The following is a 22484-nucleotide window of genomic DNA, read 5'->3' as shown; positions in this document are numbered from 1 at the left end:
CTACCTACCCACCAATCACTGTTTTCGTGAACCAAAACCTAATGCCCTGGCTCCTAAGCCCTCTGAGTATTTCCTTGAGTATGTCCTTGTTTGCTAAGTACGCCTCCTCAATGGGTAACAACCCCTTGCCCTCAATCCTGCCCCTTAGCACGAGATCGGCTATTATGGCTGCTGTGAAACCAGTCAGCCTGGCCATTGACGTGAAGCCACCCTGGGCATAATCCACACCCTCGAACCTGACCGCCGCCACCTCACCATCAACCCTCCCCCTAGCCTCGACAACGGTTATCGAGAAGTCGTTGGAGCCTTTCTCCAAGACTCTTGAGAGTACGTGCTTGGCATCCTCCATGCTGTTAAGTAGGCCGAGATCTCTCAGGGTTTTCATTACCTCCAAATGTCTCCTCCACCTAATGGTTCTCTCGTAGGCATTACGTAGGGTCTTGAAGTGCTTCGGCAATGTGACCAATAGGGTGCTAAGGCCGTCCGTGTAGAACTCGGCGAAGTCACCGTTTACTAGCCAAGTCGAGAAGCTAAAAATCTCGCTTAATGGGTCGACATTAACCACCCTGCCATCCATAATAATTGTGGCCGGTCTTACGTACTCATCGATCGTGCTCTCTAGTGAGAATAATAGCTCGTAATAAAGCGGCGGTTTCGGGTTCGTGGGGTTACCACCAACGTGAATACCAACCTCCTCAACCTCCTCCAACTCGCTGGCAGCCGCCATAGCCAGCACGTTGGTTAAGCCAGGCGCCCAACCGCAGGCTGGAACCACCATAGGACCACCCACCAACTTACTGGCCATCGCCTCATCGTATTTCCACATGAATATTAAGTCAATTATGGACTTCCCATAGTCATGAACCCCAAGGACTACTTGGTCAGCTATGGATTGCGGAACGGCACTGATCACTAAATCATTATCCCTGGCAATGAGCCTAAGGGCATCTGAATCCCTAACATCAACCCTAACAGCGTTAATACCCATTCTACGGGCACGTTCCACGGCATCCTCACTTATGTCGTAACAATTGATTACATACTTGGTATTATTAACTAGGTAATGAACTATCGCCTGACCCATAGGACCCAAACCAATAACGCCAACGGACGCCACAAAAACAGTGAATCAAGCGACTTTTAAAATGCTTAATGCCCAAATAATGAGGGCTTAGTTCCTACGAATTATGATTATTATTCTAATGATCATGCCATGGCAAAATTTTGCCATAATTCAACTTCAGCATTAAATACTAAAATATTATTCATCAGATCTCGTAGTGATTTTGTTATTATTTTATTCCTTACCCTCCTCCGTACTCACGTAATAGTAGTACTCACCAATCTCTCTCTGTAATCTATCTAGGTATGAATTCCTCTTGTTTATTCTGGGTCTACCGACCTGTGGCTCCCTCCTGAAGGTTATGTCCTGGTTCTTGAGGAATTCATTCATGCCTGTTCTCAGGTCTGTTGGTGATTCTGCGATGCCGTGTTTACCTGGTTCTCCTTGGAAGACCATTACTGAGGTGCTTAGGTAGTCTATCATTGTTATGTCGTGTTCGATAACCAACGCCACCACATCCCTCTCCTCAATTATCCTCCTAATTATGGAGGCGACCCTAACCCTCTGCTCTATGTCTAGGTACGCCATGGGCTCGTCGAGCAGGTAGATTTCTGCGTCCTTCAATAATGACCCCGCCACAACAACCCTCTGCAGTTCACCACCGCTGAGGCTTGCTAATTCCCTATCCATTAACGGTGTTAATGATAATCCATTGGCTAACTCCGGCCATATTACTTTGGATGGGAAGTCGGGCCCGAGGGTCATGGCTAGGTACTCCCTCACTGTCTTATCACCGTACTTAACCGCCAAATCCCTAACGTACTGCGGTTTATAGCTTATCGTAACTTTGCCGTGAGGTATGACAATGCCTGAGTCGGGTTCTACCTCATTAATGAGGAGCCTCGCGAAGGTTGTCTTACCAATACCATTGGGTCCCAGGACACCTATGACCTCACCCCTATGTACCACACCGGCTTTAACCTCAAGCTTGAAATCGCCTAGTGCCTTAGTCATGTCTGACCATTCAAGGAGCACCTTCTCCCTATGTACGGGCCTCGGTGCTGGTTTAACCCTGAACTTAATTGGCTCCCTTCTAATTAGCATGTTCTCACTTGTTAGGTAACCATTTAGGTACTCGTTAATTCCCTCCCTAGCACCCCTCATGTTAGACACTATGCCGTAAGCGCCAGGCTTACCGTAAAGAATGACTACTTGGTCCGCGAGATAATCAAGGACTGCCAGGTCGTGGTCTATGACTATCACGTACCTACCCTCACCCGTGATATTCCTTATCGCCTCGGCAACCCTTAATCGCTCAACTATGTCCAGGTGGGTTGTTGGCTCGTCGAATATGTACGAATCGGCCTTCCTGAGTAATGCGGCGGCGATGGCTAGTCTCTGCAACTCACCACCGCTCAATTTATCAACCTCCCTATCGAGTAGGTGCTTTAGGTTTAATTCCTCCGCCACCTTATTGACTAAATCCTCACTACCGCCGATTTTCATTAGGACCTCCCTGACGGTACCTCTGACGTACATTGGTATTAACTCAATATACTGGGGTTTGTGAACAACCCTAACGCCGCCTCCGTAAAGCCTCGTTAGGTATGGCTGAAGCTCGGTACCCCTGAAGAACCTAATGATATCATTAACATCAACCTGTCCATTACTACATAGGTTCGGCTTCAACTCGCCCGAGAGTATCTTGGCTATCGTGGTCTTACCCATGGCATTCTGCCCAATTATACCGAGAACCCTGCCTGGCTTGGGCATTGGTAGCCTAAATAGCTTGAAACCACTGGGCCCATATTGGTGTACGCACTCCTCACCAAGCTCACTGGGCAGATTAACGATGGTTATCGCCTCGAAGGGGCATTTCCTAACGCATATGCCGCATGCTGTGCATAAGTCCGTGATGACAGGGTGGCCTAACTGCTCATCCATGTAAATGGCCCTCTTCCCACCCCTAACGATTGGGCAAAACCTAATACACTCCTGGCTGCACTTCTTGGGTTGGCATGAGTCCTTATCAACAACGGCAATTCGAATGGGCATTTTATTGAGAGTTAAAGCCGCTGAAATTAAACCTTAGTAGAGATGAGGAACAGAACTATGATGGTAAGATAGTGGACGTATGATTTCAACCTTTAATAGAGGTTTCGTTGGGTTATCAGCCAAACCCTGTTATTAAACTCAGGATTCCGCTGACTACGGCTAGTATACCCAGTGTTGTAGTTAATAGGGCTATGTGCTTACTCCTTGCGAACCTAAGTAAAACATCAATTAGCACTAGGCTGATTAACATAGCTACCACTACGGATGTGAACATCGTACCCGCACTGACGTTAGTCACTAGGGAGTGAAAGAGATGTTTTGTAAATAGAACCGGGACTATCGAGGCCCCTATGGCGGCTGGTATTAGGGATATGAACGATAACCTAAAGGAGTCCTCGGGATTAAGACCGAGTAGTAGCATTGCTGATACGGTCACGCCAGACCTACTTATGCCAGGAAGCGCCGCTATACCCTGCACCACCCCTATCAACACCAACTCCCACGTCCTTAATTCACTCAGTTTCTTCCTTGGCGCGTACCGCAACCTTGAGATGTGTATTAACACGGCATCACCGATTAGTATTAGGCCAAGTACTATCATAGGTAGACCAATTCCAATCCCCTTAATCGAGTCTGCCACAGTAAGGTAAAGCGGTACCCCAACCAACCCAGTTAGGACTGTTATGATGACTACGTACTTAAGCATCATATAATCATAAGCACTTCCTCTAAGCACCAGTGCCTTCAAAATGCCAAAAACCTCTCTCCTGAAATAAACTATCGCTGCCAAAACCGTGCCTATCTCAAGGAATAACCCGAGGGCGTAGGCTTGATTGAAGGTTAGGTGGAGTATATATATTGATGTTATCATTATCTGGGTCTTACTACTTATAGGTAACCACTCACTAATGCCTTGCACAATACCAAGGGCTAAGCCATTGATTATGTCCGTAAGGTTCACGAAAGTACTTCCAAACATGTCCATTAATTAAATATTACTCACCAACGATGAAATAGCTGCTAAGAGCGAGTCGTACTTATTAATGAAATCAATAATGAATATATCATAAATCTACAATCTACTTAGTTAATTTAACGGACCTGGCGCTCTTTCTACTTAATATTAAATAACCCGTGTGGGCATTAATCCAGGTCTGCGGCCTAACCTCGTTAGGTTCTGTCTTCCATTCCCTGACCATGACATCCACCATCCTCACATCCACATACCCACCATCCCTCAATGCACCTAATACCTTAAGCACCTGATTCACGGTAGGCACGTAAATAACCAAGGTCCCATCAGGCCTTAGGGCTTCTGTGGCGTTTGGTATTGCATTCCATGGATCACCCATGTCGAGGATTACAGCGTCCAGGTCACGCTCCATAAAGCCCTCATTAACAACATCACCAACCCTTAGCTCAACCCACTCGAGTAGACCAAGTAATTCCAGGTTTTTCCTGGCGATCCTTATGGCGTCCTCCCTCTTGTCATAACCATAAACCTTACCGTTAGGTCTAACGTAGTACGCCAAGAGTGCTGTCATGAACCCACTGCCAACACCCGCCTCGCCAACCCTACTACCCGGTCCTATTCCTGCGGTAACGATTATTTGGGCTGCATCCTTTGGGTAAATCACCTGGGTAATTCTCTCACCTCTCTCTAGGAGTATGTCGGTAATCATTGGCCTAAGCACCGTTAATTCATAGCCTAGGTTTGTCCTCACTACGGAGCCGTACTCAAGGCCTATTATTTCATCCGCGTTTACGACACCCCTGATAGTACTTATTTTAGAGCCCCTACTAACCCTAATCACGGATCTAACCCCATCGCCAACAATTAATACGAAGCTTCCCTCCTCGATACGCATTTATTCGTTGCTTAAAAACCGTCCTTATGAACCTTTTTTAGAGGAGTTCACGATACTTTCCAGGTAATTGAAGAAACTATCTATAGAACCATCAATTAAACCCCTACTCACCTTGTCATTCCAGTCATTAATTATCTTCCTAAACTCACTCTTTGCCCTCATTGACTCACCCACTGACGATATCTCAACCCTAAAACTTGCAAACCCACCCCTATTGATCCCTGGGCAATACCCAATCGCCTTATCATAAACCTCGAACTTCACGATACCGCCATCGAGCCAATAAATGAATGGGTAGTACCTACAGACGTTGGGTTTGACTAGGTGAACTGAACAAATGAGCTTATCGCCAACCCACTTATTAAATATGCAGGTTCCATCAAGTCTCTTCTTGAGAACTAGGTAATACTCACCATCCCTTAGCTTTATGACTGGTTCATCCCAATCCGCAGCCATGTCCTTGGGAAAGAGGGCTAGGAAATCCCTGGGTTTCATGCCTGTGAACTCGGCAATTCTAGCGACGTCAATGTGCGTCACGGGTATCCAATAACGTCTACAGCACTCACCACACAATGTGCAGGTGAACCTGACCCTCGGGAACATTGCGAGGATTCTATTCTGCGCCATACCGCACTATTGGGACTTTAAACCTAAAGCCTATCAAGCTATGACTGGGAAGGTTGTTGCGAGCCACCGCCCGAGCCTCCTCTAACCTCCTGTAGGTACTTGCTAATCTCGTCGCTCGATAACTTCCTAAATTGCCTAGTCTTTACATCGACGACACCAATCTCTAATCTATCGGGTTCTGGGGCTTCAAGAACGAGACTTAATGCCCTTATTGCCAGTTTAATGCAATCGTTAAGGCTTAGATCATACTTGTATTCCTTCTCTAGGAATTCCGTGATTCTGCTCGACTCGGCGCCCATGGCTACGGCGTAGAAGCCGAAGTAGATACCACCTGGGTCTGTCTGGAAGAGCCTGGGTCCATGCTTATCGACACCGCCGACAATCAGGGCTGCACCAAATGGCCTAACGCCGCCGTATTGCGTGTGCATCTGCTTCAGATCGCTTATTCTCTTCGTTAGTAATTCGATATCGATGGACTCATCATAGAGTAGCTTATGCGTTTGTGCCTCCTGTCTTGCGTACTCAATGAGTACCCTAGCATCTGAAAGCAGTCCTGAGGCTGCTATGCCCACGTGGTCATCAACCATGTATACCTTTTCAATGCTGTCTAGGTCGATGAGAGAGCTAACCTTCCTCTTCTCAGCCGCCAGGACAACGCCATCCACGCATTTAATACCGACAGTAGCCCAACCACGCTTCACAGCCTCTCCGGCATACCTAACCTGGTATAACTCGCCCTCGGGTGAGAATATTGTTATTGCCCGATCATACCCATAAATTTGCGGTGAAAACATACCTCTCATTCCTTGGTTTCTGCTGGGTTTATAAATCAAACCTTGCCCTGGTAATTACCTGAACTGGTTAGTAATCTTTTTAAGTTAGTAATCAATTCCGATATCGATATGGTATGAAGATTGCAATATCGGTTAGTGGTGGATACGTATCAGGCCCTGGGGAAGGTGATGAGGTGTGGATCGTGGACGTACACGATGATGGATCCTACGAAATTGTGGAGCGCTTTGAAAACCCGGCAAAGTACGCAACCCATGCTAGGGGGATCTACATGTTCAGAAGCATATTAGAGCGTAATGTAAACACTATTATATTGTCAGAGATTGGACCGCGAGGATTTCAGGTGGCTACTCGAAACGGCATTAAAATATATATTTTCAATGGAAAGGCTGAAGATGCGATCAAGGCATTCGTTGATGGTAAGCTTGCCGAGGCTGTAAGCCCAACACACGGTGAGCACCATGGGCACCACATGCATGGGCATTGGCACGAGTATGAGGAGGGCTTGGGCAATTATGATTTCCTCAAACCCTTCGTCTTTCAGGGCATGGTGATCGCAGACCTAGGCTGTGGATCTGGCTATTACTGTAAATTCTTTAGGGAATATGCATCGAAGCTATATTGCGTGGATATTGATAGTGAAGCACTCGATATTGTCCGGAGAGAGTTGGGTGGTTATGGTAATGTGATTGTTCTCAATGAGGATATTACGAGAACCACAATACCCAATAGTAGTGTTGATCTAGTCTTCATGTCTAATGTTTTCCATGATATTGATGATAAGGAGCTGGTAGTTAAGGAGGTAGGCAGAATTTTGAAGCCCGGAGGTAAATTATTAATCATAGAGTTTAAGAAGGATGTGTTGTTTGGTCCGCCTTTCAAGTTAAGCCCTGAGGAGGTTGAGGAGTACTTCACTAGGGAGGGCTTTGTGAAGGAGCAGTTTCTTGAGGTTTCTCCATACCATTATATGCTCGTATTTAAAAAGGCACCTTAGGGTGCATTCTTAGCATATTTTGCTATGGTTTAAATATAGGAATCTATAGAAATATTTTGATCAACAATGGCGAGAAGACCTCCTTGGATAACCAATTACCTGGATATCATGGATAGGTTAAGGCTTGTATTGTATAAGTTCGAGATTGGTGATATTGATTTTGATTTATTCATTGATGAAATAAACAAAGCCCTAGTTAATTGTGGGTATGATCCCGTTAAGGTGCTTGTTTCTGATACGATGACTGAACTGTTTGGTGCATACTCCGTGTATATGCCCTATAAATTTGCCTCGCGTATATACGTATCCACAGAACTTATGGCGAAGCCCAGGACGTTACTTGGTAGGGTTGTTATGCACGAGGTTTTTCACCACGTGCTCTATCAAAGGCCACCAACACCCCTCTTTAGGCTGGCGCCAAAGAGAAACGAACTGCTGTTCTTCATAACCCTACCCCTAATAATCCTGGCAGTATTTATTGCATTTTCCAATAGTTTCTTACCATACGCAGTGCTGGCATCGTCGGCTTCCATGGTGGTGATAACCGCATTACTAATTAGGGCGCTAAATAGTCACGAGTTAATAGCCACAGCCCTCGTGGTGTACCTAGTGACTGGGAGGTGGGTTAAGGATTGGACGTACTATCAAGATGATAATGCGTTAATGAACCTCAGATGGAGTGATAATGTTAAGCCTAGGGAGATTACTATAATGTAAAGGGTTAAAAGGTGATTAGTATACCCTGCTTAATCGAATGATAAAGGCCATACTTCTCGATGTAGATGGTACATTAACAAGGGATAGGAGTACGGAAGCCCTTGATCCAGAAGCCATAGAGGCTATTCAGGAGACTGTGGGTAAGTACGTGATTGGGCTTGTTACAGGGAATGCCTTAATCGTCACACAAGCCCTTGCCCGCTATATAGGTCTTCCCAGGGGTTCTCCGTTGATTGCAGAGAATGGGTGCATCTTGGAGTATGGGGGTGAGCAGTATGAATTATGTGAGGACTTGGGCTTGAGGGAGGTTGCGTTAAGGCTTATTAAGATAATACCTGGTCTAAAGCCCACTTATCAATTTAATTATAGGAGGTTTGACATAACCCTGTGGGCGCCCAGGGATCCGCGGGAATTGGTGAGTATTGTTAATGAGGAATTGAGAAAAATAGGTTTAGCAGGTAAGGTGAGGGTTTCTCACAGCGGTTATGCGCTTCATCTACAACCACCGTCATCCAGCAAAGCCATTGCTGTTAAGAGGCTTTGTGAGGTAATGAGTATACCCTGCAGTGAAGTTGCCTATGTTGGTGATAGTGATACTGATGTTGATGTGATGGATGTTGTTGGTTATGGCGTTGCAGTTTCTAACGCAGTTGATGAATTGAGGAGAAGGGCTAGGATAGTTTTGCCAAGGCCTAGTGGTAGGGGTGTGGCCTATTTCCTTAAGTATTATCTACCCAAGATTTCCCCTAAAGAGCATCAATAGGTAGTTATACGTATTCTCGACATTGAAATTATTTCTCACAAAGTCCCTAAAGTCATCATACTTCCTGAAAAAGCCATTATCTACGTTTTTTGAAGCATCATGCCATAATGACCTACCCAGACCCACGTTACCTGACATCTCGATACTCAGCGGCACATCTAGGGCTAATGCTGCTATTGCGCAATCAACCGTTGGTTCGCATGTTAGTAATAGGTTCCTCATCTCATCCCTATTGAATGCGTTAATGAGGTATTGAATTAGTGATTGTGATTGGGCTATGACTAAGTCCACCGTCCTCCTAAGTAGGGCTAGGGAAACTCTATGCACTAACGGGTCACTTATATCTGGCGGTGGACTCCACCTACTTATGAGTGCTGGATCATCCATTATCCTCATGAGTGCCACTTCCCGTAGTATCATTATCGCTGCTTCATCCCCGCCCAGTTTCAATAATTTACCTGGTATTATTGATATTGCGTTCACATCATCAATCCTCATATACTTTACAGGCCACTCCTCATGGCTTACCTTATCCATGCCCACCAACTCCCTTACCTTATTGTGATCGTCTGTTATGTAAATCAATACATCAGTATCGGGTATTTCTAGCTCTTTCATTGCCCATTTAATGGTGGTCTCTATATTATTCAATTCCTCATTAGGGACACCTATCAATTGTATTATCTCCACATTAACCCCAGTACTATAGGTTATATTGCCATTAAAAATAATTTAGTTGATTGATGTGGCGGTACTTCATCGATACTAACCCTAATCAAAATCTCACTTGGTGGTAAAAGTTTTTAAAGGAAGTGCCTCCCTGCATTCATTAATGGTATTACCAAGGTACGATGTTGTACTAACGACAGATCGTTCAATGATGAGTAATTATCACGGTAAGGAATTCCTAGGCTTCGTAACAACGGGCCCCATCTTCATTACAGTGGGTCCCTTTAGTAAGTTGGGTGAGTGGATTCACGAATACATCGCCGCACCTAAAATGAAGGTTGATAAGTACGGTAGACCCTACCAAGCGCCTTATGGTATGAGGAAGATTGAGGCGGCGCTTATTGATGCTGGAATCAATGCCGCAATCATAGATCCCGACCATGTGCATAAGTATATACCAAACGCAAGGGTGCTCATGCTCAGCCACCATGATTACTTCGGACTTAATCCACCATCCTCAACATGGTCAGCCATAGTTGGTAAGGAGCCGTTGAACGCGTACTTATTTAGGAAGTTCATGGTGAGGATAAGGCCCTATATCATGGAGGCTAAGGAAAGGAATGGTTTAAAAGTCGTTGTCGGCGGCCCCTCGGCTTGGCAATGGCTCTATCTACCGGAGCTCATGAGTTTCTTTGGAATAGATGTTGTGTTTGATGGTGAGGGTGAGAGACTCGTTGTTAATCTAGTTAAGAGAATCCTGGATAATGAACCCGTACCCAGATATGTTTATGTTGGCCCCAATGATGCACCAAGCATAGATGAAATACCCACTATCAAGTACCCTGCTGTAAACGGTTTTGTGGAGATTGGTAGAGGTTGCCCGAGAGGCTGCGCATTTTGTCCAGTGACGTTAAGGCCCCTCAGGTGGTACCCGTTGGATAAGATTGAGGAGGAGTTGAAGTTACATGTTAAGCACGGCATCGTACACGGCCTCATACACTCCGATGATGTGCCACTATATGGTTCAGTGGGTGTTGAGCTTAACCCTGACAAGCTCATAAAGCTTCACCAACTCGTTAAGAAGTACTACCTAACAATGGCATGGAGCCACACAACGCTAGGCTCCATTTTAGCTGCCGAGAAGAAGTACAATAGACTTGCGACAAAGATTGCGGAGATAATAGAGGATGAGCACCAGGATTGGTGGGGCGCCCAGGTGGGTCTAGAGACCGGCTCGAGGAGGCTGGCCAAGGCTATAATGCCTGGCAAGGCTGCTCCGTTTAAGATTGAGGATTGGTGGGACGTGGTTGAGGAATCCCTGGCCATTATGCATGAGATAAAGCTTATACCGGCGTTGACAGCCATAGTCGGCCTTCCTGGCGAGACACCCGACGACGTTATGGAGACTATAGAGCTCCTTGATAGGATAAGGCCGTATAGGAGCTTGGTGGTTCCCATGTTCTACGTACCGATGAACCACATAAGGGCTGAGAAGGATGGTTGGATAATAAAGTACAACCTAATGCCCGAGCACATAGAGCTCCTAAAGAAAATGTTTGAACACAGCATTTACTGGGCTAAGGACATTGTGAACCACTTCTACCTAAAGGGTCCGCAATACTGGCCCGTTAGGGTTGCGGTCAACTACTTCATAAACTATGTGGAGAAGAAGGTCAGGGCGCTCTATGATAGGTTGGATCAAATAGCCGCTGAAATCACGAACAAGAGGCTCGTAAGTAAGGTTGAGGCGCCCAAACTAATCGAGCTTTTCAATTCATCGGAGGAGTAAGGGATAAAGGTTCACTAACTTATTTTGTTCTCATTAATTCCTGCATCTTCACTAATTCATGCCTTGTAAATACGGTCCTTGCATCAATTGAGTTAAGGTTCTTGTAAGCCTCAAAGTTCTCCCACGGGTATATTATGTAAACCCACCTCGTCCATTTATAGGCGTAGTAGTCGGGTACATACCTACTGGAGAGGGCCTTGTAATCAAGAACCGCAGTCCTAACATTCCTGGCGCCAAGCCTGTATAACTCATCCCTAGCGGTCATTAAGGTCATACCTGTATCGCTCACATCATCTATTAAGAGCACATCGTGTCCATTAATACTGAGGGATGGTCTATGCTTAATTACTACCTGGCCCTCGGCTTTACCAAAGCCCCAGTGCGTCAATTGCATTAGGTCAACCGGTACGTTGAGTATGTCCGAGATTAGGGATGCCAGGATAACACCGCCCTTTGATATTCCTATTACGACGCTTGGCTGATAATCACTCACCAGGATATCTTGAGCAAGCTTGAGGATTCCGTTTTCAATATCCTCCCATCTATACCGATGGTAATCCGCCATTATGAATCGTAGTAAGGGTGGCTTTATAAACCAATTGTTTTATGAACTTTAATAAGAATAGGCAATAGCTGAAGTTCTCGTTCAGTAATCAAGAAGGTTTTTAGTACATGCCTAGTTGTTATTTCTAACTATGGTTAATAAGTACGTAGTCCTTATGTACCTCGGTGCTATATTAATCGTAGTATCACCCATACTAATGTACTATGCGCACCAGGTATCATCAGTATCCTATAATAACGTAAACGCCACCACATGCCTAACAGTACTGCAGGGTAATTAATGCGTCATTAAGTGGTAATGAGGTTAATGATTTAGTTAATCATTTAGAGAGAGTCCTTTTGGTATCTATTGAGGTACGTATATATTACATGAATGGGTCAAGCGTGACCTATGGGAGTTTTATTCCAATAGGTCCAACAAGCGTATTCATAACACCAGCGGTATCCGGGAGTATTGAGGTTTTCGGTAGATCAGCATGTGCATATGCGGATCAGAACTACATTATCTATGTTTTCACTGGCCAAGCTTACCAACCACTTTACATCTTTGGTGTTGGAGTAACCCTGCTAATCCTGGGTTTAGTGCTGATAATACTTAGTGATTACCTTAAGGATAGATTGGGAGTTTAGGATTTAATTTTAATTTCATGATTCTACATGTTAATAATCATTGATTCCCATTGTAAGTGCACCTAATGGTTAGGTTTATATAGATGCCTCCATACTCTGTATTAATGTTAATGGAGTTGCCCCTTCAGATTGGCGCGATAATATTGGCGACCGTGTTAGCGATAATATTATTGATAATAATTATAGCAATCCTAGCATACTCAATAAGGATTGTGCCTGAATACCAAAGGATTGTTAAGTTGAGACTTGGTAAGTTTAAGGGTATTTATGGCCCTGGTATTGTCTTCATTATTCCGGTAATCGATAGGCCAATAACGATAGACCTTAGGGTCCTATCCATAGATTTGTCGAGCCAGAGAGCTTTGACTAAGGATAATGTTGAGGTTACAGTTGATGCCGCTGTTTACATGAGAGTGATAGACGCGTCAAAGGCGGTACTTTCCGTGACAGATTATAGAAGTGCTACTGTAACCCTAGGAGCGGCCGTTTTAAGGGATGTCATAGGCATGGTTGACCTAGATACACTCCTAACGCAGAGGGAGGAGGTGGCTAAGAAGATTGCCTCAATAATCGATGAGCATGTTAGCCCATGGGGTGTCAAGGTCACAGCCGTGGCTATTAAGGATATAAAGTTGCCGGACACCCTGGTCAGGGCAATGGCTGCTCAGGCGGAGGCTGAGAGGATGAGGAGGGCTAAGGTCATCCTTGCCCAGGCGGATTATGAAGCTTCACAAATGTACCTTAAGGCTGCTGAGACCTATGCCAAGAATGCGATATCGTTATCCCTCAGGCAACTGGATACGTTGTTGGAGGTTGCCAAGGAGCATAATTTAATACTCGTAGTACCAAGCTCCCTGGAGGTTACTTCCCTATCAGCGTTGGCAGCCTCCGTATTTAAGCGCTCACAGGAAGGTTCAGGGACAAGTACCCAGTAGGGTTTAATATGGTTATGAAGTTGGTGCGAACCATCATAATCGCATTAATAATTATCTTATCCCTATCCCTGATGACTCGTGCATCGGTTAGTGGCAGTAATTACGTTATTCATGAGGTATATGTTTTCAGCCTAAATGGCGAGATTACGGATACGACGTACACGGAACTTGAGAATGCACTGCAACTTGCCGAGTCAACACCAAACTCCGCCCTCCTAGTACTACTTAAAACGCCAGGTGGTGAGCTTGAGGCGGCGCTAAACATTGTTTCGGCAATCGAGAATTCGAGCATACCAGTCATAGGCTTTGTATACCCCACGGGTTCCTACGCGTGGTCTGCGGGTACCCTCGTGCTTTTATCGACTACGATAGCCGCCATGGCGCCGAGCACCGTGATAGGGTCCTGCCAACCCGTGGAGATAAACCCAATAACCGGGCAGGAGATCTTCATAAACGAAAGCAAGATCCTAAACGCGATCAGTCAGTACTTCGTTGAGGTTGCGGAATTTAGGGGTAGAAATGCAACGTTTGCCCATGACTGTGTTTTCTACAACACGAACTTGGGGCCGCACGAGGCGCTTAGGTATGGTGTCATAAACTTCATAGCTAACGACATACCGTCATTACTGAGTGAGATAAATGGGAGCACAATAAATGGTGTAACGTATTATGTAGTGGATCCTGTGATTACGTATTACCAACCAGGCATTGGTTTCCAGGTATATGAGACTTTGGCAAACTCCGTAATACAGAACCTACTGAGCGGGCTTGGGCTTCTGTTAGCTATAATAGGCTTCGCAACGAGGCATTACTACCTAGCTGGTGTCGGCGTATTACTACTCCTGATACCATTACTTATTGGGCTACCAATTAATTGGTTAGGCCTAGCCCTATTAATAATTGGTTTGGCAGCCATTGCAATAGATGTGCATGCGGGCTTCACAACGCATGCGGCTTTGTTCATAGCAGGGATTATTCTAACGGCGCTAGGCATAGTCCTTCTTCAGCCAACCTATACGGCTCCATCATGGTTAATAGCAGCTAATCAGGTTGAGGCAAGGATAGTGCTATATACACTGGTTGCCTTTGCTGGTGGTTTTGGTGGATTCATAGCGGCAAAGGTTATAAGCATAATAAGAACCAGGCCCTTATCCGAGAGGCTTTATTGGCCCATTAACGACGTGGGGGTTGCCGTTGACGACATTAATAAGGATGACATTGGTTATGTAAAGGTCAGGGGTGAGTACTGGAAGGCAAGGGCTCTTGATAATGTCAAGAGGGGGTCCAAGGTCTTCATAGTTGGTGTTGAAGGCGATGTACTTGTTGTGAAGCCCCTGAGCTAGTCCTGGAATATTTTCAGGGGTGTTTAACTTATCTAATGGCTTTACTCAATGGGTTAGTTACGTTTATTAATTCAATGCGTAACCCTTTGCCAGTAATGCCTGTTGAGTATCAGGTAAGGCCTAGGCTTGGCGTGAGATTTTCGTTACCGGTTCATTTAATACTCTTTATTGGTTTTCTATTGATATCGCCATTGTTATTATTCGTATTCTTAGTCCTGGTTAGTATAGGTGTAAACCCATTACTTGCATTAACATTAACCCTTGGCTCCTTACTCACTAGTTATATTAATGTCACAATTGTTGAAATAACGTATTACACACCATTTGCGCCGTTTGGCGATTTCATGAAGCTATTTCCGATACCAATAGTCATGCAGAGGGTTGATAAGTTATTCATAGAATTGAATGTTGGTGGTGCAATAATACCAGTAGCCGTGTCGATATACCTAATACTGACTTACTTAATTAATAATACCGCCGTAATGGCGCTCTTCATCATATCACTAATCATCTCATCATTCATCAATTGGCTTGATTCAAGGGTAATACCTGGTATTGGAGTTGCCCTGCCAACAGCGCTACCGGTACTGCTAACCTTAACATTCACGTTGATAGCCACAATACTATTTCACGCAAACCCATTAGGTTTCTCGTATAGCCTAGGGTCATTATCTACATTGATCGGTGCCGACTTACTAAATATAGGGAGGGTTGTACGATCAATGAGGGGTTATGTGGCAATTGGAGGTGCAGGTGTATTCGATGGCATATACATTACAGGTCTTGCATCACTAGTGCTTGCATCGCTCTATAGGGTTTTCATTTAGGAATAGTTTTTAACCCAAGGTATTAACCTGGCATTGTGATGAATTACAGGTCTCCGGAGCATGGTGAAGAAACCTTGCGAGCTGATTCTAATTTCTTCGGATAAAACCATTGAATTGCGGACCCCAGGGCTAAGGAGGTGTTAAAACATTGGCGGGCTGTCCAGGCGTATCCAACCAGGTTGGATAACCTAATTTTGTCCCTGTTATGTTCCAAGCGAACCATTGGCTTGGGTTTCCAGGTGGGTACGTCACTATCATTACCAGGTAATAGCTACCTGTTGATTGCGCATTTAAGTTCATTATTACATTGTAAGTCACTGAATTTGTTAGGGTACACCAAATCCAGCCACCATTGTAGCAAGCTGATCCCTGTTGATATTGGTAGTGTATCCATGCCATGTCGAAGGTGCAATTATTAGGTGCCGGTAGTGGGTTGTAGGGTGGGTTTGGATTCGGTATCTGGGTTAATAAGTGCTGTCCCTGGCACACCACGTTTAGCCATCCAGGATTACCCTGGCTCAGTACATATAGCGAGAAGTACTGCGGTACTCTTATGAAGCTTGTCCCTTGTAGGAACGTTATTGTTAATTCAATAGCCGTACTATTAACACTTGTTATTTCTATTTGCGGCCAGTAACCGCCATAGACAGACGTTGTTATTGGACCCCCCGGTGGTGATGGGCATATTGTTTCCCAGCCATTACCAGGAGAAATAAAACCGTACATCGCTTCACAACCCCAAGCCCCAATGCCCAGGTCTTTCGTTATATACGCATTGGTGCCTGTCAGTGGGCCAACAACGTAGTTAGGATCCACGCTCAGTAGGTAATACCCATTACCGAGACTTACAATGACGCCGCTATATTGTTTTTGTCCCTGGGCTGTCGTTACCACAGCATCTACCCAATGCCAGAGGTAATTAGCCACTGGATTTGTTAGGGTTGCTTGGTCACCGGCATCTATCTGTACTGGGTCTAATAGAACTGGGCCAACGTTTGTCAATAGCAGTTCTGGTTCTGAGGAGTTGGTCATATAAAGCTGCGTGGTTTTATTAATCCAGGTAAAACCCTCAGGCGTTATTGCGCCTATTATGGTGATGGAACCCTTCGTACTAAGCAACTCATTACCCTGAATTATCAAGCCACTGTACATGGCTGACTCCACACCAACCTCTTTGACGTGATTCGCAGTTACACTACCTAGTGTCGTTACCATAGATAGTGCGGTTATGCCAATAAGTATGCCAATAACCATTGTAATTAGCACAAGGACTCCAGCCACTATAGTCGATAGTGAACCTGCATTGGTCTTCATCAGTAATTCTAACCCAAAATAATTAATAAGGCACTACCATGGCACTGGATGGATTAATTCAGCCCAAAAATTGGTGTTGCTGCCTATTCGTAAGGAGGTATTGCACGGATTAATAATGAAGCATTAATGCATAATAGATAGACCGCTCATGTCCTCGCTAAAGCTTTCACTGAGCCGTACCTCTCTGTGTTTGCTGGGTTAATAATCGCTTGAGTATTGGGCTTGTTATTGAGTAGGTCACCTTATCCTCCAATTCCCTAGGCACTAAATAACCTGGTGACTTAACGACCCTTCCATCCACAGCTATGTGCCCGTGAACTATTAATTGCCTGGCCTCATAAATTGTCTTAGCAAGGCCTCTCCTATAGACTATGGTCTGCAGTCTCCTGTCCAGTATTGCCCTTACGTCTAGTGACAGCACGGCATCCAGCGGTATGTCCTGCTCCGGCAGGAACCCCGCCTTAAAGAGCCTTGCCTTAAATGCCGCCTCGAGTACGGCCCTTTGTTCCGGAGGCATCGAGAGAAGCGACCTGGCTCTATGCTTTATTTCCCTAAGCATTGCCTTGGCAATCCATAGCTCCCTCTTGTTCCTCAACCCATATTCACCAATTAGCCTAAGCTCCTCCTCAAGCAACTGCCTATTCCATAGCCTCCTGGGCTTACCACCAAGGTACTTCTTTCTAGATTTCTTCGGATCTCCCATCCAGGTTGTAGAGGTATGTAACCCTTTTTAAATTTGTACCTTGCAGTTAATGGGTTGTAATGCAGGCAATACTTGTGAGAGGATTAAGGAGGAGCTTTGGAGATAAGGAGGTGCTAAGGGGCATCGATTTGGAGATTGATTACGGCAAGATAGCCGCACTACTCGGTCCAAATGGTGCAGGAAAGACGACACTGATTAGGATATTAACCACGGAGCTCATGCCACATGGTGGTGAAGCCTACGTTGTGGGTTATGACGTAGTTAGGCAGGCAGGTGAGGTTAGGCGTAGAATAGCAGTAATACCTCAGGATGCGAGGCCTATAACTTACATGACGCCTTACGAGTTCGTATACTCATACCTACTCCTGAGAGGTTTGCCTAGGATTGATGCTAGGAGGGCTGTTAGAGACTCGCTGGAGGAGCTAGGTCTTTGGGATGTTAGGAAAACGCCCATTTATCAACTATCGGGTGGCATGATGAGGAGGGTCTTGGTTGCGGCTGTCCTAGCCTCAAATGCCGAGGTCATATTTCTAGATGAGCCAACAGTCGGTCTCGACGCGGTCTCCAGGCGGGTTGTGTGGAATTCGCTTAGGCGCTATAGTAGTAGTGGGGCCACGATATTCCTAACCACGCACTACATAGATGAGGCTGAGTTGATATCTGACGTGGTCTTCCTAATCGATAATGGCCTGATAGTGGCTAGGGGAAGTCCTAGGGGGCTTGTTGAGAGCTTACCTGGTAAATACGTTGTTGAGTACCCAGCAACAATCAATAGTGACTCATGCATTAGGGTTGGTGATTCATGCCTTGCCTTCGTTGAATCACTCAATGAGATTCGTGAAGGAGCCCTTAGGGTTTCGCCAAAGTCCCTTGAGCATTATGTACTTATTACGATAAGGTCCTGGGGTGAGGGGCGTGAAGAGGGTTAGGGGTGGTCTAAGGCATCAATTAAGGGCTATATTGGTTCTGGCTTGGTTAAATGGTCTATTACCGATCATGAGGTCACCGCTTTGGACAATATCAACACTTGCAATGCCGATCTCCCTTCTCGTTTTATTAACCGTCTTATATAGAGGTATCGGCTTAGTGATGGGTATTGTAGGTGGTTTAGTGTGGTCCATGCTCTCGAGTGGTACTGCATTAATTGGTGACGCAGCCTACTATAGGTTGGAGCTTAAGTTTCAGCAAATGATAGTGGCCACCCCAACAAACCCGCTGGCTTACACGGTAGGACTGGCATTGAGTGAGGTTGTATTTACATTACCAGGTATTGTTCTATTTGCTGTATTATTTACGGTTGTCACACCTGTTGATCAATGGGAGGCCCTTAGAATTGCATTATCCCTGGTGCTCCTATGGTATTCCGTGTCTGCGCTTGCCTTTTACTCATCAACGTTATTTACCTACATAAGGTATATCTGGGCCATCGCAAGCCTGTTAACGCTGGTTTTGGGAATCCTACCGCCTGTTTACTATCCAGCCATTTATTTAGGTCGCATGTGGTGGTTGGCGTATCTTGTGCCAACCTCGTCAAGTGCCTTAATAATACAGGATGCGGTTGGTGTGGTGCATTACTCACCGCTGCAGGTGAACCTGGCCTACTTGTCTGAGGTTACCTGGTGCTTGTTAGGCACAGTTTTGGTAATGAGAGTCGCTAGGTGGAGGAGTTCATGAGTGTTGCTTGAAAGGATTATAAACTTCCCAATCTATAACTTTATCATTATGAGTAAGAGGAACTATGTGATTGCTAGGTATGAGAAGGAGGGCTACGTCTTCGAGATACTGGTTGACCCAGATGCCGCACTGGAGATGAGGCTTGGTAAACCCATTGGTATTGATAAGGTGTTGATAACAGACACGATATATAAGGACGCGAGGAAGGGTCTCAGGGCCAGTGAGGAATCATTGATGAGGGTTTTTAAGACAACTGATCCCAGGAAGGTTGCGGAGTTCATAGTTAAGAATGGCGAGTTACCATTAACAGCTGATCAGAGGAGAAGGCTCATTGAGCAGAAGAGGAAGCAGATAATTGATTGGATAAGTAGGAACTGCATTGACACCAGGACAAAGACTCCAGTGCCACCCCAGAGGGTTGAGGCCGCAATGCAGCAGGTGGATGTGGCAATAGACCCGTTCAAACCCGTTGAGGAGCAGGTTAATGCGATTATAAAGGCTTTACAGAGGGTTTTGCCCCTAAAGGTTGCCGTTAGCGTGCTCGAGATTAGGGCGCCCGCTGAGCATGCCCATAAGGTTAGGAGCAACCTAGCCAGGATGGGTAGGGTAGTTAAGGAGAGATTTGAGGGTGATGGGTCGCTGGTGATGCAGTTAGAGGTTCCTGCTGGGCTTCAGGATACCGTTATTGCTAAGGTGAATGAGTTAACGCACGGTTCTGGCGATGTTAAGATAATCTCGACTTCGTAATACCACCGGGATTAAAAGTTAAATCTAGGAGTCAAACTGTACTCGTGATGCCCCTTTACGTGAGTGATAGGCAGATAGTACTTCCGGGAGATGCAATAGCTACTAGGGATTACAACGTAGGTGGTAGTATTTATTGGGATGGTGATGTTGCGTACTCAGCCGTAGTCGGGCTAATAAACGTCAAGGGTGAAAGGGATGTTGAGGTCATACCGTTAAGCGGGATTTACAAGCCCAGGATTGGTGATGTTGTGATTGGGTACATCATTGATATAGGACTGACGGGTTGGATCGTGGATATAAACTCCCCGTACCAAGCATACCTACCCGTTCAAGAGGCTACGCTTAAGCCCATAGACCTAACGTCGGTCGACCTAAAGAGCCTTTTGAATATTGGTGATGTGGTTTTGGCGAGGATAATAGACTTCAACCTCACGAAGGATACGCCAGTCACGCTAACACTCAAGGAGGCTAGGCTCGGTAGGATTGAGGGCGGCACCTTGGTTGAGATAGACGCCAGCAAGGTAGCTAGGGTTATTGGTAGGAGGGGTTCCATGGTTGGCATTTTCAGTGAGGAGTTGAATTGCGATGTGACGGTGGGGCAGAATGGGAGGATATGGGTTAGGTGTAAGGATCCCGCTGACGAGTCCTTCACGGCAAGGATGATAAAGTTCATAGAGGCAGAGAGCCATACCAGTGGGTTGACGGATAGGGTTAGGTCAATAGTGTCTCAGTACAGGGCTAATAAGAAGATTTCAGTGCCTTCTATCAGTCCTCATTGATCACCCATTTTTTCTTAACTTTAGCAAGTTCTTCATCCCTAATGCGCCTCCTTGCTTCACCCTCCATGAATAACTTCCTCTCATAATCATTACTAGGCACGTACTCAGGAACAGGCGCTGGTTTACCCGTATTGTCGACATGGACGTACGTGTAGTATGCCGTACACACATGTCTAGCCTGCCCATAGGCGCCCTCGGCAATAACGTCCAGCAGGATCTCCATTGAGGATTTACCAACATATGATATTCCAGCCCTGACCGTGACTATATCCCCAACCCTTATTGGTGCATAGAATGCGGTTTCATCGACTGAACCGGTCACAGTTACGCCACCTGAGTATCTCGCGGCTAACAATCCAGCTATTTCATCAAGCCATGCCAATAATCTACCTGCGGATACAAGGTTTCCCACGAAGGCATCTGAAGGTGTTGCCCAACGGCTTGATTCAGCACGCCACCTAAGGCCGATTGTGGGGTCTGTAACGTCAAACCTCCTCGTCTTCCTATCCTCGATCTTCCTTTTCCTATCCTCATACCTAGCCTTAGCCTCCTCAAATATCTCCTTCTCATTGGTGTCGGGTTCGAGCCTATTATTAATGGGTCTTGGAACGCCATACTCGTCAACAGCCACGTAGGATGCCGTCGTTATGGTAACCAATGCCTGTCTACCACCTGGAGATTCCTTCCAAGCCTCTATCCTAACCTCCATCGATGAAGTCCCTACATACTCAACCCTAGCCTTAAGTGTTACGAACTCACCAAGTCTGACCGGCCTTATGAAGAAGTGCCTATCGAGGAATGCCAATACTGCAGGCCCCCTTGAGAATCGTGTAGCCGCCACCGTGCCTATGTTCGCCATCCACTCAAGCATCCTACCACCGAACAAGTTACCTAGTGGGTTAATATCGAAGGGTTCTACCGCCTCCACTAACATTACCTCGGTATCCTTAATCTTAACCATATACGGATGATTTAATGACTTAGCTTTAAAGGTAATGCTATGGTGGGTAATGAATAAAATATCACCTTATAGTATTGATGCGTGGCAAGGGCACTCTTTATCGGTAGGTTCCAGCCACTGCATAGGGGTCATGAGGAGGTCATTAAGTGGTTGTTGGGTAGACATGAGGAGGTTGTGGTGGCCATTGGCTCAGCTAATGAATCATTCACACCGAGGAACCCATTCACCGTTGGTGAGAGGATTGAGATGCTTTACTCAATGCTTAAGGAACTAAATTTACTGAATAAAGTCGTGTACTGTGCCGTACCCGACACCAAGGGAGACTCTGCCCTATGGTATGCCTATGTACGTGAACAATGTCCCTCATTCGATGTGGCTTATACGAACGATGAATTTACGAGGCTTTGCCTGGAGTTTGGTGGGGTTAAGGTACTAAATACACCACTTTTCAACAAGGAGGTTTATAGCGGTACCAGGATTAGGGAGTTGATGGCCAGTGGCGATAAATCGTGGCAAAGCCTAGTCGCCACTGGCGTATTACCTGTATTGAGCAGGATAAATGCTGAAGAGAGAATTAGGTCAATACTAGGAATCAGAAAATAAATTTATAGGGGTTAACTAATCGCCATACGTGGGCGAGGAATTCTTTGAGGAAGGTGGTGAGGAAGCA

25 protein-coding genes are annotated in these 22484 nt (G+C 45.7%); 14 read left to right on the top strand and 11 right to left on the bottom strand.

What is annotated here, in order from left to right; translation table 11 throughout:
• Window positions 1–4: 4 nt before the first annotated feature.
• From B7L70_RS01280 to psmA, 6 genes are all read right to left on the bottom strand, one after another.
• Window positions 5–1117 (bottom strand): saccharopine dehydrogenase family protein, encoded by a 1113-nt coding sequence (locus tag B7L70_RS01280; RefSeq protein ID WP_081226095.1) that lies wholly within the window; start codon window positions 1115–1117, stop codon window positions 5–7.
• 180 nt (window positions 1118–1297) lie between these two features.
• Window positions 1298–3118: a ribosome biogenesis/translation initiation ATPase RLI gene (locus tag B7L70_RS01275; protein WP_081226094.1), complete on the bottom strand. Its 1821-nt coding sequence runs from the start codon at window positions 3116–3118 to the stop codon at window positions 1298–1300.
• 115 nt (window positions 3119–3233) lie between these two features.
• Entirely contained in the window at window positions 3234–4097 is an 864-nt protein-coding gene (locus tag B7L70_RS01270; protein ID WP_081226123.1) for an undecaprenyl-diphosphate phosphatase, read from the bottom strand.
• A gap of 100 nt (window positions 4098–4197) precedes the next feature.
• Window positions 4198–4986, bottom strand: a complete 789-nt coding sequence (locus tag B7L70_RS01265; RefSeq protein WP_081226093.1) for a tRNA (adenine-N1)-methyltransferase — start codon at window positions 4984–4986, stop codon at window positions 4198–4200.
• Window positions 4987–5010: 24 nt separating this feature from the next.
• Window positions 5011–5613, bottom strand: a complete 603-nt coding sequence (locus tag B7L70_RS01260; RefSeq protein ID WP_081226092.1) for a YkgJ family cysteine cluster protein — start codon at window positions 5611–5613, stop codon at window positions 5011–5013.
• Between the two features lie 38 nt (window positions 5614–5651).
• The gene (psmA, locus tag B7L70_RS01255; protein WP_081226091.1) at window positions 5652–6407 is read right to left on the bottom strand and encodes an archaeal proteasome endopeptidase complex subunit alpha; all 756 of its coding nucleotides are present in this window, start codon (window positions 6405–6407) and stop codon (window positions 5652–5654) included.
• A gap of 113 nt (window positions 6408–6520) precedes the next feature.
• Here psmA and B7L70_RS01250 point away from each other — a divergent pair, with 113 nt between their 5' ends.
• The 3 genes from B7L70_RS01250 to B7L70_RS01240 all read left to right on the top strand — a co-directional run bounded on the left by B7L70_RS01250 (window position 6521) and on the right by B7L70_RS01240 (window position 8879).
• Complete coding sequence (locus B7L70_RS01250) at window positions 6521–7399, top strand: methyltransferase domain-containing protein (protein ID WP_081226090.1); 879 nt, start codon at window positions 6521–6523, stop codon at window positions 7397–7399.
• Between the two features lie 66 nt (window positions 7400–7465).
• Window positions 7466–8116 carry a hypothetical protein gene (locus B7L70_RS01245; RefSeq protein WP_081226089.1) on the top strand — a complete coding sequence of 217 codons (651 nt, stop codon included), beginning with the start codon at window positions 7466–7468 and terminating at the stop codon, window positions 8114–8116.
• Between the two features lie 37 nt (window positions 8117–8153).
• Window positions 8154–8879 (top strand): phosphoglycolate phosphatase, encoded by a 726-nt coding sequence (locus tag B7L70_RS01240; RefSeq protein WP_081226088.1) that lies wholly within the window; start codon window positions 8154–8156, stop codon window positions 8877–8879.
• Here B7L70_RS01240 and B7L70_RS01235 read toward each other — a convergent pair.
• Window positions 8847–9569 carry a hypothetical protein gene (locus tag B7L70_RS01235; protein ID WP_081226087.1) on the bottom strand — a complete coding sequence of 241 codons (723 nt, stop codon included), beginning with the start codon at window positions 9567–9569 and terminating at the stop codon, window positions 8847–8849. The two genes, B7L70_RS01240 and B7L70_RS01235, sit on opposite strands and share 33 nt — an antisense overlap.
• Before the next feature lie 142 nt (window positions 9570–9711).
• Here B7L70_RS01235 and B7L70_RS01230 point away from each other — a divergent pair, with 142 nt between their 5' ends.
• A complete protein-coding gene (locus tag B7L70_RS01230) occupies window positions 9712–11337 on the top strand; it encodes a radical SAM protein (RefSeq protein WP_081226086.1) in 1626 nt (541 codons plus the stop codon).
• A gap of 19 nt (window positions 11338–11356) precedes the next feature.
• On the opposite strand, the gene B7L70_RS01225 is transcribed toward B7L70_RS01230, so the two are convergent.
• Entirely contained in the window at window positions 11357–11902 is a 546-nt protein-coding gene (locus B7L70_RS01225; RefSeq protein ID WP_081226085.1) for a phosphoribosyltransferase, read from the bottom strand.
• Window positions 11903–12032: 130 nt separating this feature from the next.
• Between B7L70_RS01225 and B7L70_RS13815 the strand changes: the two genes are divergently transcribed.
• From B7L70_RS13815 to B7L70_RS01205, 5 genes are all read left to right on the top strand, one after another.
• Window positions 12033–12182, top strand: a complete 150-nt coding sequence (locus B7L70_RS13815) for a hypothetical protein (RefSeq protein WP_238376028.1) — start codon at window positions 12033–12035, stop codon at window positions 12180–12182.
• Window positions 12183–12270: 88 nt separating this feature from the next.
• The gene (locus B7L70_RS13810; protein ID WP_238376027.1) at window positions 12271–12531 is read left to right on the top strand and encodes a hypothetical protein; all 261 of its coding nucleotides are present in this window, start codon (window positions 12271–12273) and stop codon (window positions 12529–12531) included.
• A 104-nt stretch (window positions 12532–12635) separates the two neighbouring features.
• Window positions 12636–13466, top strand: a complete 831-nt coding sequence (locus tag B7L70_RS01215; RefSeq protein WP_202908657.1) for a slipin family protein — start codon at window positions 12636–12638, stop codon at window positions 13464–13466.
• A 71-nt stretch (window positions 13467–13537) separates the two neighbouring features.
• The gene (locus B7L70_RS01210; RefSeq protein WP_238376026.1) at window positions 13538–14809 is read left to right on the top strand and encodes a nodulation protein NfeD; all 1272 of its coding nucleotides are present in this window, start codon (window positions 13538–13540) and stop codon (window positions 14807–14809) included.
• A gap of 95 nt (window positions 14810–14904) precedes the next feature.
• The gene (locus B7L70_RS01205) at window positions 14905–15636 is read left to right on the top strand and encodes a DUF1614 domain-containing protein (RefSeq protein WP_081226083.1); all 732 of its coding nucleotides are present in this window, start codon (window positions 14905–14907) and stop codon (window positions 15634–15636) included.
• 129 nt (window positions 15637–15765) lie between these two features.
• Here the strand turns inward: B7L70_RS01205 and B7L70_RS01200 are convergent, their stop codons facing one another.
• A complete protein-coding gene (locus tag B7L70_RS01200; protein WP_081226082.1) occupies window positions 15766–16950 on the bottom strand; it encodes a hypothetical protein in 1185 nt (394 codons plus the stop codon).
• 166 nt (window positions 16951–17116) lie between these two features.
• Window positions 17117–17653 carry a 30S ribosomal protein S4 gene (locus B7L70_RS01195; RefSeq protein ID WP_081226081.1) on the bottom strand — a complete coding sequence of 179 codons (537 nt, stop codon included), beginning with the start codon at window positions 17651–17653 and terminating at the stop codon, window positions 17117–17119.
• 59 nt (window positions 17654–17712) lie between these two features.
• Between B7L70_RS01195 and B7L70_RS01190 the strand changes: the two genes are divergently transcribed.
• The 4 genes from B7L70_RS01190 to rrp4 are packed head-to-tail and all read left to right on the top strand — an operon-like array spanning window position 17713 to window position 20853.
• A complete protein-coding gene (locus B7L70_RS01190) occupies window positions 17713–18582 on the top strand; it encodes an ABC transporter ATP-binding protein (protein ID WP_081226080.1) in 870 nt (289 codons plus the stop codon).
• Window positions 18569–19327, top strand: a complete 759-nt coding sequence (locus B7L70_RS01185) for an ABC transporter (RefSeq protein ID WP_081226079.1) — start codon at window positions 18569–18571, stop codon at window positions 19325–19327. The genes B7L70_RS01190 and B7L70_RS01185 overlap by 14 nt, the downstream gene beginning before the upstream one ends.
• A gap of 48 nt (window positions 19328–19375) precedes the next feature.
• Window positions 19376–20074 carry a ribosome assembly factor SBDS gene (locus B7L70_RS01180; RefSeq protein ID WP_081226078.1) on the top strand — a complete coding sequence of 233 codons (699 nt, stop codon included), beginning with the start codon at window positions 19376–19378 and terminating at the stop codon, window positions 20072–20074.
• 47 nt (window positions 20075–20121) lie between these two features.
• Window positions 20122–20853 carry an exosome complex RNA-binding protein Rrp4 gene (rrp4, locus tag B7L70_RS01175; protein ID WP_081226121.1) on the top strand — a complete coding sequence of 244 codons (732 nt, stop codon included), beginning with the start codon at window positions 20122–20124 and terminating at the stop codon, window positions 20851–20853.
• Here the strand turns inward: rrp4 and B7L70_RS01170 are convergent.
• Complete coding sequence (locus tag B7L70_RS01170) at window positions 20840–21814, bottom strand: acyl-CoA thioesterase (RefSeq protein ID WP_081226077.1); 975 nt, start codon at window positions 21812–21814, stop codon at window positions 20840–20842. The genes rrp4 and B7L70_RS01170 overlap by 14 nt on opposite strands.
• Before the next feature lie 81 nt (window positions 21815–21895).
• On the opposite strand from B7L70_RS01170, the gene B7L70_RS01165 reads away from it, so the two are divergent.
• Window positions 21896–22417, top strand: a complete 522-nt coding sequence (locus B7L70_RS01165; protein WP_081226076.1) for a nicotinamide-nucleotide adenylyltransferase — start codon at window positions 21896–21898, stop codon at window positions 22415–22417.
• The last annotated feature ends 67 nt before the right edge of the window (window positions 22418–22484 follow it).

The organism is Vulcanisaeta sp. EB80, assembly GCF_002078205.2.
The sequence above is the reverse complement of the archived record's forward strand: the minus strand, read 5'-3'. Positions and strand labels throughout refer to the sequence as shown.